The following is a 15,836-nucleotide window of genomic DNA, read 5'->3' on the forward strand; positions in this document are numbered from 1 at the left end:
TCCGGGCGGTGACAGAGGCTCCGGTCCACCGCCGGAATTCTCCCCGGTCACGGCTATAGGAACCTTGAGGCCGTCTCGCTACCCTCCGCCGCATGATTTCCACGGTGGTCTGGGGTACCGGCAATGTCGGCCGCGCGGCCATCCGCGCCGTCGAGGCCCACCCGAAACTCGAACTCGCGGCCGTCCTCGTCCACGACCCCGGCAAGGTCGGCCGCGACGCGGGCGACCTCGCCGGCCTCGGACACGGCCTCGGCGTCGCGGCGAGCGACGACATCGACGCCGTCCTGGCCGGTGACCCCGGAGCCGTGGTCTACGCGGCCACCGGCGACATCCGCCCCGACGAGGCCCTCGCCGACATCGGCAGGGCGATCCGGGCCGGTGCGGTGGTCGTCACCCCCGCCCTCTACCCGCTCTACGACCAGCGCAACGCCCCGCCCGAGTTCCGGGACCCCGTGCTCGCCGCCATCGCCGACGGCGGCGGCTCCCTGTTCGTCTCCGGGGTCGACCCGGGCTGGGGCAACGACGTCCTGCCCCTGCTGATCAGCGGTCTGGGCACCACGGTCGACGCCATCCGCTGCCAGGAGATCTTCGACTACTCCACATACGAACAGGAGGAGTCCGTACGGTACCTGGTCGGTATGGGACAGCCGATGGACTACGAGCCGCTGATGCTCGCCCCGTCGATCCCGACCATGGTGTGGGGCGGCCAGATACGGCTCATGGCTCGGGCCCTCGGCGTCGAACTCGACGACATCCGCGAGACGTTGGAGCGGCGCCCGCTCCCGGACACGGTGAACACCCGGACGATGGGGGAGTTCGCGGCCGGCACCCAGGGCGCCGTGCGCTTCGAGGTGCAGGGGATCGTCGGGGGAGAGCCCCGGATCGTCATCGAGCACGTGACCCGCATCCACGCCTCCTGCGCGCCGGACTGGCCGACGCCGCCCGGCGGGGACGGTGCCCACCGCGTGATCATCGAGGGGCGCCCGCGCATCGAGGTCACCGTCGCGGCCACCGACGAGGGCGAGAACCGCTCCGCCGGCGGGAACGCCACCGCGGTCGGCCGCCTGGTCGGCGCCATCGACTGGCTGGTGGACGCCGAACCAGGGCTCTACGACGCACTCGACGTCCCGCTGCGCCCCGCAGTCGGCCGACTCGGAAGGAAGTGACCCATGACCCTGCGCATCGACATTCCCGAGGGACAGGAACCGATCGGATACGTGTGGGGCGAGATGGTGCCCGGCATCGGCATGGCCGCCGCGAACTTCTCCCTGTCGGTGTACGAGCACACGACGCTGGGCCTGCGCGAGTTCGAGGCCGCCCGGCTGCGGATCGCGCAGATCAACGGGTGCCTGTTCTGTCTCGACTGGCGCACGGAACGGGAGGGTCTGAAGGTCGAGGAGGAGTTCGCTGACGCGGTGACCCAGTGGCGCACCACCGGTGCCTTCGACGAGCGGACACGGCTGGCAGCCGAGTACGCCGAGCGGTACGCCCTGGATCACCACGGTCTGGACGAGGAGTTCTGGACACGGATGACGGCGCTGTACAGCCAGCGGGAGATCGTGGAGCTGACGATGAGCATCGGCTCCTGGCTGGCGTTCGGCCGGCTCAACCATGTGCTGGGGCTGGACGCCGTGTGTGTTCTGCCCATCCACTGAGAGGCGCGGGTTCACCCGGCGGTTCTGGCCCCCAAAGCGGCTCCGGGCCCCACGCGCGGCCCGGACCCGCTAGAGGTCCACGGCGATGATGTTCTCGATGTTCCGTTCGGCGAGGGCGGTGATGGTGACGAACGGATTGACGCTGGTGTTGCCGGGGATCAGCGCGCCGTCGATGACGTACAGGCCCGCGTAGCCCCGCAGGCGGCCGTAGTTGTCGGTGGCCTTGTTGAGCACGGCGCCGCCGAGCGGGTGGTAGGTGAGATGGTCGCCCCAGATCTTGTACACACCGAAGAGATCGGTCCGGTAGATCGTCCCCTCCTTCGCGTTGATCTTGTCGAAGATGGACTTCGCCATGTCGATGGCGGGCTGTTTCCAGGCGGTCTGCCAGTTGAGGTCGACGGTGCCGGTGGAGGAGTTGAAGGTGAACTGGGCGCGGTTCGGGTTCTTGGTGATGGACAGGTAGAACGAGGCGTAGGTCTCGATGCCGGTGGGCAGCGGCGCCACCTCGGCGAACGCGCCGCCGGCGGTCCAGTTGTCGATGCCGCCGCAGGGGATGCTGGACTGGAGCGCGCCGGTCGGGTCCCACAGGTGGTTGGCCCGGCCGCACATGACGTTGCCGTTGTCGCCCCAGCCCTGGCCGATCTCGCCGTTCAGGCCGGGCAGCGCGCCGGTGGCCTTCAGCCTGACCAGGAGCTTGCTCGTTCCGACGCTTCCGGCGGCGAAGAACACCCGGTCCGCGGTCACCGTCTTGGTGGCGGTGGTGTCCCCGGTGGTGTTGAGCTGGTCGATCAGGACCGTGTAGCCGCCGCCCGACGCGGGGGAGACCGAGGTGACCTTGTGCAGCGGTGAGATGGTGACTCTTCCGGTGGACGCGGCCTGGGCGAGGTAGGTCTTCTGGAGTGACTTCTTGCCGTAGTTGTTGCCGTAGAGGATCTCCCCGGCGAGGGCCGACCTGGTGACGGTGCCCGCGGCCTCCCGCTTCATGTAGTCCCAGTCGTACACGTCGGGCACGAAGACGAAGGGGAACCCGGAGCGCTGGGCCTGCTTACGGCCGACCCGTGCGTACTGGTAGCAGTCGGTGGTGTCGAACCACGCCGGGTCGATGAGACCGACGCCGAGCGCGGCGTTGGCGCGCGGGTAGTAGGTCGCGTACATCTCGTCGGCGTTCACCGACGGGAGGATGGCGCCGAAGTTCTCCCGCTTGGGGGTGACCGCCATGCCGCCGTTGACCAGTGATCCGCCGCCGACGCCACGGCCCTGGTACACGATGATCTGGCCCATCTCCTCGGCGTCCAGGATCCCCGTGTAGCGGGGGATGTCCTTGTCGATAGGGAAGCCGAGGAAGTTGCTGAGGGGCTGTTTGGTTCTGGTGCGCAGCCAGTACGAACGCTGGTCCGGACTGGTCGTGTTGGCGAAGATCTTGCCGTCCGAGCCCGGTGTGTCCCAGGCCATGCCCATCTCGACCATCTGCACGTCGACGCCCGCCTGGGCGAGGCGCAGGGCGGCGACCGAACCGCCGTATCCGGTGCCGATCACCAGGACGGGGACGTGTGCTCCGGAAGGGATCGACGAGGCCGCCGTGGCGATCTGTGCGGGGGCCGCGACGGCGCGACCGGCAAGGCTCACTGCTCCAAGAATAGAACCTGTTCCAGCTATGAATCGTCGGCGCGAAACACCCCTGGAGTCCTTGGATTGCTGGTTGATGTCACCCATGTGACACTCCTCACTCTCGATGAGTGGGAACAGGTTCTACTGTTGCTGGCTTGCTAAGTCACTACATACCGGTTGGTAACTTCTGTCCGATCTTGGGGTGATCGGCGAGCTCTGACGGGCTTGCCCTTGACTTCACAAGACCCTCGCGCGACATTCCTGACGCTGCATCAGAACCGCTACGGCGGGGGCCTGCCGGCTCCCGGAGCAACGGAACGCCTCACCTTCCCTCGCCTGCTGGAGAGCCCTGCCATGTCGCCGAGCGCGGACCCCGCCAGACGTACCGACCCCCTTCCCGCACCCGGCCCGTCACGGCGGGGGGTGCTCGGCACGGCCACGGGCGCCGCACTCGCGCTCGCGACGGGCGCCGCGGCTTCCACCGGGTCCGCGGCGGCGGCCGACCTGCCCCCGCTCGGCACCTACGACGTCGTCGTGGTCGGCTCGGGAGCGGCGGGGATGACCGCGGCGCTCACCGCCGCGAAACGGGGACTGAGCTGCGTCGTCCTGGAGAAGGCGGCCACCTTCGGCGGCTCCGCGGCCCGCTCCGGCGCGGGCATCTGGATCCCCAACAACCCGGTGATCCTCGCCGCCGGCGTCCCCGACACCCCGGCGAAGGCCGCCGCCTACCTCGCCGCCGTGGTCGGCCCGGACGTCCCCGCCGGCCGGCAGCAGGCCTTCCTCGGCCACGGACCGGCCATGATCTCCTTCGTCATGGCCAACAGCCCGCTGCGCTTCCGCTGGATGGAGGGCTACAGCGACTACTACCCGGAACTCCCCGGCGGCCTCCCGGGCGGACGTTCCATGGAGCCCGACCAACTCGACGGCACCATCCTCGGAGCCGAACTCGCCCACCTGAACCCGGCGTACATGACCGTCCCGGCCGGCATGGTCGTCTTCAGCGCCGACTACAAATGGCTCACCCTCGCGGCCGTGAGCGCCAAGGGCGCGGCCGTCGCCACCGAGTGCCTGGCGCGCGGCACCAAGGCGGCGCTGCTCGGCCAGAAGCCGCTGACGATGGGCCAGTCGCTCGCGGCCGGGCTGCGCGCCGGCCTGCTCGCCGCCCAGGTCCCGGTGTGGCTGAACACCCCGCTGTCCGACCTGTTCGTGGAGAACGGCGCCGTCACCGGCGCGGTGGTCACCCGCAACGGCGCGCCGGGACTGGTCAGGGCCCGGCGCGGGGTCATCGTGGGCTCCGGCGGCTTCGAGCACAACGCGGCCATGCGCGCCGAATTCCAGCGGCAGCCCATCGGCACCGCCTGGACGGTGGGCGCCAAGGAGAACACCGGCGACGGCATCCAGGCGGGCCGGCGCGCCGGAGCCGCGCTCGACCTGATGGACGACGCCTGGTGGGGACCGGCCATCCCGCTGCCCGACCAGCCCTACTTCTGCCTCGCCGAACGCACCCTGCCCGGCGGCCTGCTGGTCAACGCCGCCGGCGCGCGCTTCGTCAACGAGGCCGGACCCTACAGCGACGTCGTGCACACCATGTACGACCGCCACCCGAGCGCCCCCGACATCCCGGCCTGGCTGGTCGTCGACCAGAACTACCGCAACCGCTACCTGTTCAAGGACGTCGCTCCGACCTTCACGTTCCCCGACTCCTGGTACACGTCCGGCGCCGTGTACAAGGCGTGGACCCTGGACGACCTCGCCGGCCGCGTCGGTGTCCCCGCGGCCGCCCTGCGCACCACCGTCAGCCGCTTCAACAGCCTGGCCCTGAGCGGCAGGGACACCGACTTCCACCGCGGTGACAGCGCCTACGACCACTACTACACGGACCCCGCGGTCCTCCCGAACTCCTGCCTCGCCCCGTTGTGGCTTCCCCCGTTCTACGCGTTCAGGATCGTCCCGGGCGACCTCGGCACCAAGGGCGGCCTGCGCACCGACGCCCGGGCCCGCGTCCTGCGCCCGGACGGCACGGTGATCCCCGGCCTGTACGCGGCCGGCAACGCCAGCGCGGCCGTCATGGGCCACAGCTACGCGGGAGCGGGTTCGACGATCGGTCCCGCGATGACGTTCGGCTACATCGCTGCACTCGACATCGCGGCGACCTGACGGGGCCCCTCAGCCGCGGTCGCCCTCGCTGCCGCCGTCGGTCCCGTCGCCGCGGAGCCGGGGCGACAGGACCAGGACGGAGACGTCGTCGCGGATCGAGGGGCAGAACGCGACGAGGTCCTCCCACAGGCGGTCGACGAGCACGTCCGACGGCTCCTCCGCGAGCGCGGCCAGCCGGTCCGGCAGCGGGTAGAAGGCCCCGGTGGTGTCCCGGCTCTCACTCACCCCGTCCGACGCCATGAACAGCCGGTCGCCGGGTTCCAGCTCGACGGTGCGGCTCTTCGGCGGGGACAGCTCGAAGAACCCCAGCCCCAGCGGGGCCGCGGGCTCGGCGTCGAGTTCGAGTGCCTTCCCGCCACGCAGCAGCAGCGGCGGAGGGTGCCCGCAGGACACCAGCCGTACGGTGTCGGTGCCGGGCGGGAACTCCAGGAGCAGTGCCGTGGCGAACAGCTCGGCGTGATCGACCGAAGCCGAGTCCACCACCAGCCTGCGGTCGAGTCGGGCGGCGGCGGCCTCCAGATCACGCTGGTCGAGCACCGTCTCCCGGAACGCCCCGAGCAGCGAGGCGACCGTCCCCACGGCCGACAGCCCGTGTCCCTGTACGTCGCCGATGACGGCCCGGACGCCGAACGGCCCGTCGCGCACCTCGAAGAAGTCACCTCCGACCAGCGTCTCCCGCTGCGCGGGCCGGTAGAGCCCGGCGCAGCGGACGGGTCCGACACGGTCCGGCAGCGGCGGCAGCACGGCGAGCTGAGCGGCTTCCGCGACCGACCGCACGGTGACCAGATGCGCGTCCCTGCGGCTGCGCACGAGCGACACGAACACGCTCAGCACGGCGATGAAGCTGATGGTGACCAGGTCCGCGTTGCCCGGACGGTTCAGATCGAGGGCGGGGACGTTCATCAGGACCACGACGATCACGCCGAAGGCGGCCGTCCCCAGGGGGCCGTAGGAGAGGACGGCCAGGGAAGGGATGGCACCCAGCAGAAAGCCGATGTCCAGCGCCTCACTGCTGACGAGCTCCCCCACACAGACGCCCACCAGCAGGACGGGCGGGAGCAGCCGTACCCAGCGCGGAGGGGGCGAGCCGCGCAGCCATCCCCGGTGGTCGTCCCGCCGGCCGGGCGAGGCCTTGGTGGCCATGGCACTCCTCCCTTTCCCACCACGCTCCCCCCTTCCGCGGCGTCACGCACTCTGATCGGTTCGCGGACGCGTGCTGGCCGGAGCGGTCCGGTGGCCGCCGGAGCGGGGAAGGGGCGACCGGCCGGAGAATTCCTGGCCGGGCGGGCGGCACGAAGCCCCGCCATCACGGGGATGAGATGACGGGGCTCCACGAGGCGGATGCCCCGTCGCCGATGTTCCATCCCACCCGACTTCCCGGCCATCGACGCCTCGGCCCGCCCTCCCGACCGCTCGCCGTCACGCCGAACCGGACGCGGTCGCACGGGACCCGCGGGCGGCGCCCCGGGGAGGCCCCGGCACCCGTGTCGGGGCATGGTGGAGGAGTGACGGGACTGGCCGTGCTGTTCGCACTCCTGGGAGCAGCCAGCAATGCGATGGGCACGGCGTTCCAGCGCAAGGCGGCCTCGCGCGTCAGCGAAGGCGGCGGACTGCGGCTCATCATCCGGCTGGCCCGGCAGCCGTCCTGGCTGATCGGTATCGCCGGGGTGATCGGGGCGGCGCTCTTCCAGGCGCTCGCGCTGGCGAACGGGCCGCTGTCCCTGGTGCAGCCCCTGTTCATCCTGGAACTGCCCTTCGCCCTGATGATCGCCGTCCCGCTGCTGCACCGGCGCCTCTCGCGCGCCGGATGGCAGGCGGTGGCCGGTGTGGTGGCCGGCCTCGGCCTCGTCCTGCTCGCGGCCGCCCCCTCGGGAGCACGGTCCGACGCCTCCATGGCACGCTGGATCCCGGTCCTGATCCTGTGCCTGGGCACCGTGGCGGCCGCGGTCCTCGTCGCCCGTCCGGGCCGCCCGCCGCTCTTCCGCGCGGCCATGCTGGGAGCGGCGTCGGCCATCAGCAACGCGCTGACCGCCGCCCTCCTCAAATCGGCCGTGGGCACACTCGACGACGACGGGTTCGCCGCCTTCCTGGGCGTGTGGCAGACGTACGGCTTCGTCCTGACCGGGATCACCGCCGTCCTGCTGCTGGAGAACGCCCTCCAGGCGGGCCCGCTGGCCGCCTCGCAGCCCGCGCTGACCATCGGCGACGCGACACTCAGCCTGGTGCTCGGTGTCACGCTCTTCGACGAGACGATCCGTACGGGCTGGTGGCTGCTGCCCGAGCTGATCGGCGCCGGACTGGTCCTGTGGGGCGTCCTGCGGCTGACCCGCGTGGTCCCGCACCTCGCGGACATGGCCCACTGACGACCGCTCGGCCCGGCCTGCCCCGCCCGCCCCTGACCGACGGCGAACCCGCGGCCACGCCGGCCGGGGGCGACCGGCCGGCGCCCGCTCGCTTAGTGACTGCCGGGACGGGAAAGACCCTGGTGGTGACGAGTCGGATCGAGAACGTTCGGGAACTGGTCGCACGGACGCGGTATGTCGTCCTCGGCTTCGACGGCCCGATCTGCCAGCTGTTCTCCGGGCCCTCGGCGACGGCCCTCGCGCGGGCCCAGCGGGACCGGCTGACGGAGGCGGGCCTCGGCCCGGTGCCCACCGAGGAGGAGCGCGGCCCCGCGGACCCCTGCCGCGACCTGACGGCGGCGGCCGGACGGCACCCGGGCAGCGAAGCCGTCGCCCGGCTCGACGCGTGGCTCACCCGGGCGGAGCTGGAGGCGGTGCGCACCGCGATGCCGACGGCGTACGCGGATCCGCTGATCCACACCTGGGCGGCGGTCGGGGCGAGCCTCGCCGTGGCGACCGGCACATCGGCCCGGGCCGTCACCTCGTACCTGGACGCCCGGGGGCTCACGCCCCGCTTCGCCCCGTACATATTCGGCCGGGCCCCGGATCAGGGAACGCTATCTCCCCGTCCGGCAGCCCTGGCACTGGCCCTGGACGCCATGGGGGCCGCACCGGACGCCTCGCTGATGATCGGCGGCACCCCGGCGGACCACGCGGCGGCGCACCGCGCCGGTGTCCGATTCCTCGGATACGCCCGCCACCCCGCCAGAGCGCGGGCACTGAGGGAGGCCGGCGTTCCCGAGCGGTGCGTCACGGACTCCCTGGAACCGCTCCTGCGTGCCCTGCGGGACGCCGCGTGAGCCGATCGTTCGGCCATACGAGGGGAATCCCGGCCGGAAACCCGTGTGCATGCATCGCCGGAAGCCGGGCAACAGCATCCTGAGACAGCTCGGGAAGCTACCCCCCTGGCGACACCCGAGCTGCACGGCCCCGCAGGCAGTCACTCCCCCCGGCTGCCGGCGGGGCCGCATTCGTGCGCCCCTACTCCACCCGGATACCGACGATGCAGGTGTCGTCGTCGGTGTCGGACCTGCTGTACGTCAGCAGCCGGTCGAGTTGATGGTCCAGCGTCCCGGACGTCGTACGGGCCGCGGTGAGAAGCTGGCGCAGCGACACCTCCACCGAGCGGTCCCGCCGTTCGATCAGACCGTCCGTGTACATCAGCAGCGTGTCGTGGATCTCCAGTTGCACCTCGTCCTCCTCGAACGTCGCCTCGGGGACGGCACCGAGCAGGATGCCCTTGAGGAGCGGCAGCGGGTTGGCGTCCGCGTCCCGGACCAGAACGGGCGGCAGATGCCCGGCCCTCGCCCAGCGCAGCACGCGGCGGCGCGGATCGTAGATCCCGCAGACCGCGGTGGCGGTGATCCCGCCCGTCAGATGGTGCGCCACGATGTTGAGCCAGGACAGCAGCTGCCCCGGCCCCGCACCCGTCACGGCCAGTCCGCGCAGCGCGTTGCGCAGCACCACCATGCTGGTCGCCGCCTCTATCCCGTGACCGGCCACATCGCCGACACACAGCAGGACCAGGCCGGACGACAGCACGACGGCGTCGTACCAGTCGCCCCCGACGAGCTGCTCGGTCTCCGCGGGCCGGTAGCGCACCGCCACGTCCAGGCCCGGAGCCCGCAACGGCGCCTGGGCCGGCGGCATGATCGCGTGCTGAAGCTGGAGGGTCAGCCGGTTGCGCTCGTGCGCCTGCTGCTCGGTGTGCGCGAGCTGGTCACGGGTGACCGCCAGCGCCACCTCGGTCCAGTGCTGCGCCGAGATGTCCTGGTAGGCCCCGCGGACCGCGAACAGCCGGTCGTCGGCGTCGAGCACCGGCTCGGCCACCACGCGGATGTGCCGGGTCACGCCGTCGGGACGCTGGAGCCGGAACGCGGCCGACGCGGGCCGGCGATGGTGCAGGACGGTCCGCAGGAAGCGGCCGATGGTGACGGCGTCGTCGTGGTGGGCGTGCGCGGCCAGCTCCTCCAGCGGTACGGCGGCGCCCGAGGGGGAGCGGCCGTACAGATCGAAGAGCGTCTCGTTCCAGATGGTCTCGCCGGTCAGCAGGTTCTCCTCGAAGCCGCCGATCCTGCCGAGCCGCTGGGCGTGCTGAAGGAGACTCGCCAGCCGCGCCGTCTCGTCCTCTATGCGCCAGATGAGCAGTACGGTTCCGCCGTGCCGGCTGACGTTGATGTCGGCCACGGCCGACAGCCGCACCTGGTCGACCAGCGCCGTCAGATCCATGCGCCGCGCCCGGAACGGCTCCCCGGTGGCGTAGACGCGCTCGACGCACGGGAAGAGGCCGCTGTCTCCCGCGGCCAGCGGATAGGCCTCCAGCAGCAGCGCCCCCTGGACGGTGCCACGCGGCCGGCCGGCCGGATCGAGGAAGCGCCCGTTCACATGACGGATGCGGAAGTCGGCGAGCCGTCCCTGGTCGTCGAGCTCGGGGACCAGAACCAGGGCGGGATCGTGCAACCCGTCCACCAGGTCGATCAGTTCGCAGACATCGGCCGTCCCCCGCACGTCGTGGAGGTCGCCCGGCGGCGCGTGGGTCTCCAGGGTGTGCGAGCACAGTTCGGCCAGTGCCTCGACCTGACGGACCACCTGCGGTGACTGAGGCACCAGGGCGGACGGCCACGCGATCTCCAGGACGCCGTGGATCCGGCCTCCGGAGCCGGCCGGTACCGCGACCCGTCCGCCGTCCGGATGCTCCGCGTGCCCGATGGAGGGCAGCCCGGTGTCCCTCAGCGAGCCCGCCCACTGCGCCGTACGGTCGGACAGCGCCCGGCGCGCCATCGTCGCCACGCCCGGGGGAACGTAGCGCCAGCGCCGCGCCTCGGCCGCCGAGAACCCGGCGCTGCCCGCCAGGGAGAGCGAACCATCGGCGTCCGCCGCCCAGATGGCCACGGCGACCGCCCCGAGCGGGGTCAGCGCGTGTTGGAGCAGGGAGTCGGCCACCGCCTGGCTGTCGCCGGCCGCCAGTGCGCCGCTCTCGGCCGCGCGCAGCCGTACCGCGGGGGCGTCGTCCTCGGGCGGATGCTCCGCCGTGGCGGACAGGAAGGCGCTGGTCACCTCCGAAAGCCGGTCGTGGGCCGTCTGGTTGATGATCTCGACCGCGAGCTGGAGCTGCGGCACCTTGGCCTGCTCGGCCAACTCGGTGAGCTGGCGGGCGGCTTGTGCCGGTCCACAGCCCAGCCGCTCGACGAGGATGCCTTTGGCCAGCTCGATCAGGGCCCGTCCGTCGGCCTCCGCCTGCGCGGTCCGGACCTCGCGGCGCAGCCGTTCGACGGTGGCCGCCAGCCGGCCGACCGGAGACGTCCGGGACACGCCCGACAGCTCGCCGGCCTGCCCGGCGTCCGCGACGTCGTCCGTGGCATCGGGGACGACCGGGCCGGTCGTCTCAGGACTGTTCATCGTGCGGCCGCTCCTCGGCGGGGACCCTGGGCAGGGCGGGGGAGGGGCGGCAGCGGCGGGTGTCCCGCCGGACGGCCGCGGTGGAGGGTGCCGGGCGTCATGTCACTCCCCGAGCCAGCGTCGGACACAGGCGATGAGGTCGTCGGTGTCGACCGGCTTGGTGACATGGTCGCTGGCGCCCGACAGCAGGCTCTTCTCCCGGTCGCCGGGCATGGCCTTCGCCGTCACCGCGATGATCGGCAGGTCCGCGTACCGGGGCATCTTGCGGATCTCGGCGGTCGCGGTGTACCCGTCCATCTCGGGCATCATCACGTCCATCAGGATCAGCGCCACCTCGGGCCGGGCCAGCAGGGTCTCGATGCCCTTCCTGCCGTTCTCCGCGTGCAGCACCTGGAACCCGTGCAGCTCCAGAATCCCGCTGAGCGCGAAGAGGTTACGGGCGTCGTCGTCGACGACGAGCACCGTACGGCCCTGGAAGGCGTTGTCGATCGGCCGCGCGGGCCGGTTCCTGGCCTCCTCGGCGCGCACCAGCGGCACCACGTCGCCCGGCTGCTCCGCGGACAGGTGCAGCGCGATCCGCTCGCGCAACTCGTCCAGACTCGACAGGAATTCCAGCGACCGCGCGCCCGAGCGGGACTGCAGCGCCTGCTCCTGCGCGAGGTCCACCCGGCTGCCGTTGTGCACGAGGACGGGCACGGTCGCCAGGGCGGAGTCACCCTCCACCGCCTCCAGGAACCGGGCCGTCTCGCCTTCCGGCATGCCGAGTTCGAGCACGACGCAGTGCCACGGCTCCGCGGCGAGGGCGCTCGCCGCCTCCTCGGCCCCGACGACGGTGACGACGTCGACGCGCTCCCGCGTGTCACCCTCGTCACGACTGCGCGCCACGTCCCCGACCGCGCTCTCGGCCACCAGGGTGAGCAGCCCGCGCGGCCGGTCCTCGACGACCAGAAGCCGGCGCCGGCGCCGGCGGGGCAGGCCGGCCGAACCGGGAGCGAGGTGCCGTGGTGCGGTGCGTGCCGAGGCGTCCTCGTCCACCGCCGGCTCGGGCGACCGGCCGCCGGCCAGCAGCTCCTCGAACTCGGGCCGGGCGACCGGGAGGAAGAGGGTGAACGTACTGCCCACCCCGGGGGTGCTGTCCACGGTGACCGCCCCGCCGAGCAGGTGGGCGATCTCCCGGGTGATGGACAGACCGAGACCGGTGCCGCCGTACTTGCGGCTCGTGGTGCCGTCGGCCTGCTGGAAGGCGCCGAAGATCGTCTCCAGCTGCTGCTCGGGGATGCCGATACCGGTGTCCTTGACCCGGAAAGCGGCGATCGTGCCACCGCGCGGAAGGCCCGGGGGGATCTCCGCGGCGGTCGCCGGTTCGATGCGCAGCTCGACCCTGCCCTGCTCGGTGAACTTGACGGCGTTCGACAGCAGGTTGCGCAGTACCTGCCGCAGCCGGGAGTCGTCGGTGAGCAGGTCCACCGGGGCCCCGGGAGCGGTGCTGACCGTGAACTCCAGGCTCTTCTGCGAGGTCATGGGGCGGAAGGTGGCCTCGACGTATTCGAGCAGCTGCCGCAGCGGGACCCGCTCGGGGGTCACGTCCATCTTGCCGGCCTCGACCTTCGACAGGTCGAGGATGTCGTTGATCAGCTGGAGCAGGTCGGACCCCGCGGAGTGGATGATGCCCGCGTACTCGACCTGCTTCGGCGTGAGATTGCGCGAGGGGTTCTGCGCCAGCAACTGGGCCAGGATGAGCAGGCTGTTGAGCGGGGTGCGCAGCTCGTGGCTCATGTTGGCGAGGAACTCGGACTTGTACTTGGACGCCAGCGACAACTGCTGGGCCCGTGCCTCCAGTTCCTGGCGTGCCTGTTCGATCTGGAGGTTCTTCGCCTCGATGTCGCGGTTCTGGGTCGCGAGCAGGGAGGCCTTGTCCTCCAGCTCGGCGTTGGAACGCTGGAGTTCGTCCTGCTGGACCTGCAACTCCTCGGAACGGGCCTGGAGCTCGGCGGTCAGGCGCTGCGACTCGCCCAGCAGCTCATCGGTGCGGGCGTTGGCCACGATGGTGCTGACGTTGACGCCGATGGTCTCCATCAGCTGTTCCAGGAACGTCCGGTGACCCTGCTTGAAGCGGGTGACCGAGGCGAGCTCGATGACGCCGAGCACCTGCTCCTCGACGACGATGGGCAGGACCACCAGCGCCGTCGGCGCGGTCTGTCCGAGGCCCGAGGAGATGGTGACGTACCCCGGCGGCACCTCGTCCACGGTGATCGCCCGCCTGCTGCGCGCGGCCTGCCCCACGAGGGAGCGGCCGAGCGGAATACGGGTGGGCCGCCCGTCCTCGTCGGGATAGCCGTACGACCCGACCAGCCTGAGCTCCGTGCCCTTCGCGGTCTCCTCGGCGAGGTAGAAGGCGCCGTACTGCGCGGTGACCAGCGGGGTGAGTTCGTCCATGATGAGGTCGGCCACCACGTCCAGGTCGCGGTAGCCCTGCATCAGCCCGGAGATACGGGCCAGGTTCGTCTTGAGCCAGTCCTGCTCCTGGTTGGCGCGCGTGGTCTCACGCAGCGACTCCACCATGGAGTTGATGTTGTCCTTGAGGTCGGCGACCTCGCCCGAGGCCTCCACGGTGATGGACCGGGTCAGGTCGCCCTCGGCCACGGCGCTGGTGACCTCGGCGATGGCGCGGACCTGGCGCGTGAGGTTGCCGGCGAGTTCGTTCACGTTCTCGGTCAGCCGCTTCCAGGTGCCCGAGACGCCCTCCACCTCGGCCTGGCCGCCGAGCCTGCCCTCGCTGCCGACCTCCCGCGCCACCCGGGTGACCTCGGCCGCGAACGCGGAGAGCTGGTCGACCATGGTGTTGATCGTCGTCTTGAGTTCGAGGATCTCGCCCCGGGCGTCGACGTCGATCTTCTTGGACAGGTCGCCCTTGGCCACCGCCGTGGTCACCAGGGCGATGTTGCGCACCTGTCCGGTGAGGTTGTTGGCCATCGAGTTGACGTTGTCGGTGAGGTCCTTCCAGGTGCCCGCCACGTTGGGCACGTGCGCCTGGCCGCCGAGACGTCCCTCGGTGCCGACCTCACGGGCGACGCGGGTGACCTCGTCGGCGAACGCGGACAGCGTGTCGACCATGGTGTTGATGACGTCGGCCAGGGCCGCGACCTCGCCCTTCGCCTCCACGGTGATCTTCTGCGACAGGTCGCCGCGGGCCACGGCGGTCGCCACCTGAGCGATGGAGCGGACCTGGCCGGTCAGGTTCGACGCCATGACGTTGACGTTGTCGGTGAGGTCCTTCCAGGTGCCGGAGACGCCCCGCACGGTGGCCTGTCCGCCCAGGTTGCCCGCCGTGCCGACCTCGCGGGCCACCCGGGTCACCTCGTCGGCGAACGCCGAGAGCTGCTCGACCATCGTGTTGATGGTCTCCTTGAGCTCCAGGATCTCGCCGCGGGCGTCCACGGTGATCTTCTGCGACAGGTCGCCCTTGGCCACCGCGGTGGCCACCTGGGCGATCGAGCGGACCTGGGCGGTGAGGTTGCCCGCCATGAAGTTCACCGAGTCGGTGAGATCGCGCCAGGTGCCCTTGACGCCCTTCACGTCGGCCTGGCCGCCGAGGCGTCCGTCGGTGCCGACCTCGCGGGCGACGCGGGTGACCTCGTCGGCGAAGGCGGAGAGCTGGTCGACCATCGTGTTGATGGTGTTCTTCAGTTCGAGGATCTCGCCGCGGGCGTCCACGGTGATCTTCTGGGAGAGATCTCCCTGCGCCACCGCCGTGGTGACCTGGGCCACGTTGCGGACCTGGGCGGTGAGGTTGCCGGCCATGAAGTTCACCGAGTCGGTGAGATCACGCCAGACGCCGCCGACCCCCGGGACCTGGGCCTGGCCGCCGAGGCGTCCGTCGGTGCCGACCTCGCGGGCGACGCGGGTGACCTCGTCGGCGAACGCGGAGAGCTGGTCGACCATCGTGTTGACGGTCTCCTTGAGCTGGAGGATCTCGCCGCGGGCCGGAACGTCGATCTTCTGCGAGAGATCACCCCGTGCGACCGCCGTGGCCACCTGCGCGATGTCGCGGACCTGCGTGGTGAGATTGCCCGCCATGGCGTTGACGGAGTCGGTGAGGTCGGCCCAGGTGCCCGAGACCCCCGGCACCTCCGCCTGGCCGCCGAGCGTCCCCTCCGTGCCCACCTCACGGGCCACCCGTGTCACTTCCGAGGTGAACACCGACAGCTGGTCGACCATGCCGTTGAACACGGTGGCGATGTCGCCCAGCAGGCCACCCGCCTCGTCGGGAAGCCGGGTGCCGAAGTCGCCGTCGCGCACGGCTGTCAGGCCGGCCAGCAGTTGCCGCAACTCCTGCTCGCCCGGCGTCCGTACGGACGTCCCGCTCGCTGCCCTGGTCATGGCCACCCTCGTTCCGCTCCCCTGGAGTCCCGTGTCACGGAACTCGGAACCGCGCGGGGCCCACGGGCAGCCCCCGCCCGCCCGTGGGATTCCCGCAGATCACAGGTCATCCCCTTAAGAAAATACGCCGCAGGCTAACCCAGATCGCGGGGACGGAACAAAGCGCCGGAGAGAATTCCGCAGGGGCCCTGGAAATATCGCCGATGGCAGGAATGAACTGGACCGAACTGGATAC

General features: G+C 71.3%; 9 protein-coding genes. 5 read left to right on the forward strand and 4 right to left on the reverse strand.

All coding sequences use genetic code 11. The features are described from left to right. Window positions 1-92: 92 nt before the first annotated feature. Complete coding sequence (locus tag ACF07B_RS23750) at window positions 93-1,166, forward strand: dihydrodipicolinate reductase (protein WP_392180393.1); 1,074 nt, start codon at window positions 93-95, stop codon at window positions 1,164-1,166. Between the two features lie 9 nt (window positions 1,167-1,175). Further along, the gene (locus tag ACF07B_RS23755; protein ID WP_392180591.1) at window positions 1,176-1,655 is read left to right on the forward strand and encodes a carboxymuconolactone decarboxylase family protein; all 480 of its coding nucleotides are present in this window, start codon (window positions 1,176-1,178) and stop codon (window positions 1,653-1,655) included. A 69-nt stretch (window positions 1,656-1,724) separates the two neighbouring features. Here ACF07B_RS23755 and ACF07B_RS23760 read toward each other — a convergent pair whose 3' ends face one another. Continuing rightward, complete coding sequence (locus ACF07B_RS23760) at window positions 1,725-3,368, reverse strand: GMC oxidoreductase (protein WP_392180394.1); 1,644 nt, start codon at window positions 3,366-3,368, stop codon at window positions 1,725-1,727. Between the two features lie 249 nt (window positions 3,369-3,617). Here ACF07B_RS23760 and kstD point away from each other — a divergent pair, with 249 nt between their 5' ends. Continuing rightward, window positions 3,618-5,420: a 3-oxosteroid 1-dehydrogenase gene (kstD, locus tag ACF07B_RS23765; protein ID WP_392180395.1), complete on the forward strand. Its 1,803-nt coding sequence runs from the start codon at window positions 3,618-3,620 to the stop codon at window positions 5,418-5,420. A gap of 9 nt (window positions 5,421-5,429) precedes the next feature. Here kstD and ACF07B_RS23770 read toward each other — a convergent pair whose 3' ends face one another. Continuing rightward, window positions 5,430-6,563, reverse strand: a complete 1,134-nt coding sequence (locus ACF07B_RS23770) for a PP2C family protein-serine/threonine phosphatase (protein ID WP_392180396.1) — start codon at window positions 6,561-6,563, stop codon at window positions 5,430-5,432. A 413-nt stretch (window positions 6,564-6,976) separates the two neighbouring features. On the opposite strand from ACF07B_RS23770, the gene ACF07B_RS23775 reads away from it, so the two are divergent. Next, window positions 6,977-7,783, forward strand: coding sequence for a DMT family transporter (locus tag ACF07B_RS23775; protein WP_392180592.1), 807 nt, complete (start codon window positions 6,977-6,979; stop codon window positions 7,781-7,783). Between the two features lie 125 nt (window positions 7,784-7,908). After that, window positions 7,909-8,622 carry an HAD family hydrolase gene (locus ACF07B_RS23780; RefSeq protein ID WP_392180397.1) on the forward strand — a complete coding sequence of 238 codons (714 nt, stop codon included), beginning with the start codon at window positions 7,909-7,911 and terminating at the stop codon, window positions 8,620-8,622. Between the two features lie 181 nt (window positions 8,623-8,803). Here the strand turns inward: ACF07B_RS23780 and ACF07B_RS23785 are convergent, their stop codons facing one another. Together ACF07B_RS23785 and ACF07B_RS23790 are read right to left on the reverse strand one after the other, a co-directional pair. Beyond that, window positions 8,804-11,221, reverse strand: coding sequence for a SpoIIE family protein phosphatase (locus ACF07B_RS23785; protein ID WP_392180398.1), 2,418 nt, complete (start codon window positions 11,219-11,221; stop codon window positions 8,804-8,806). Between the two features lie 102 nt (window positions 11,222-11,323). Next, window positions 11,324-15,601 carry a HAMP domain-containing protein gene (locus ACF07B_RS23790; RefSeq protein WP_392180399.1) on the reverse strand — a complete coding sequence of 1,426 codons (4,278 nt, stop codon included), beginning with the start codon at window positions 15,599-15,601 and terminating at the stop codon, window positions 11,324-11,326. Window positions 15,602-15,836: the final 235 nt, after the last annotated feature.

The sequence above is a fragment of the Streptomyces sp. NPDC015532 genome, from assembly GCF_043078065.1.
Taxonomy (GTDB): Bacteria; Actinomycetota; Actinomycetes; order Streptomycetales; family Streptomycetaceae; genus Streptomyces.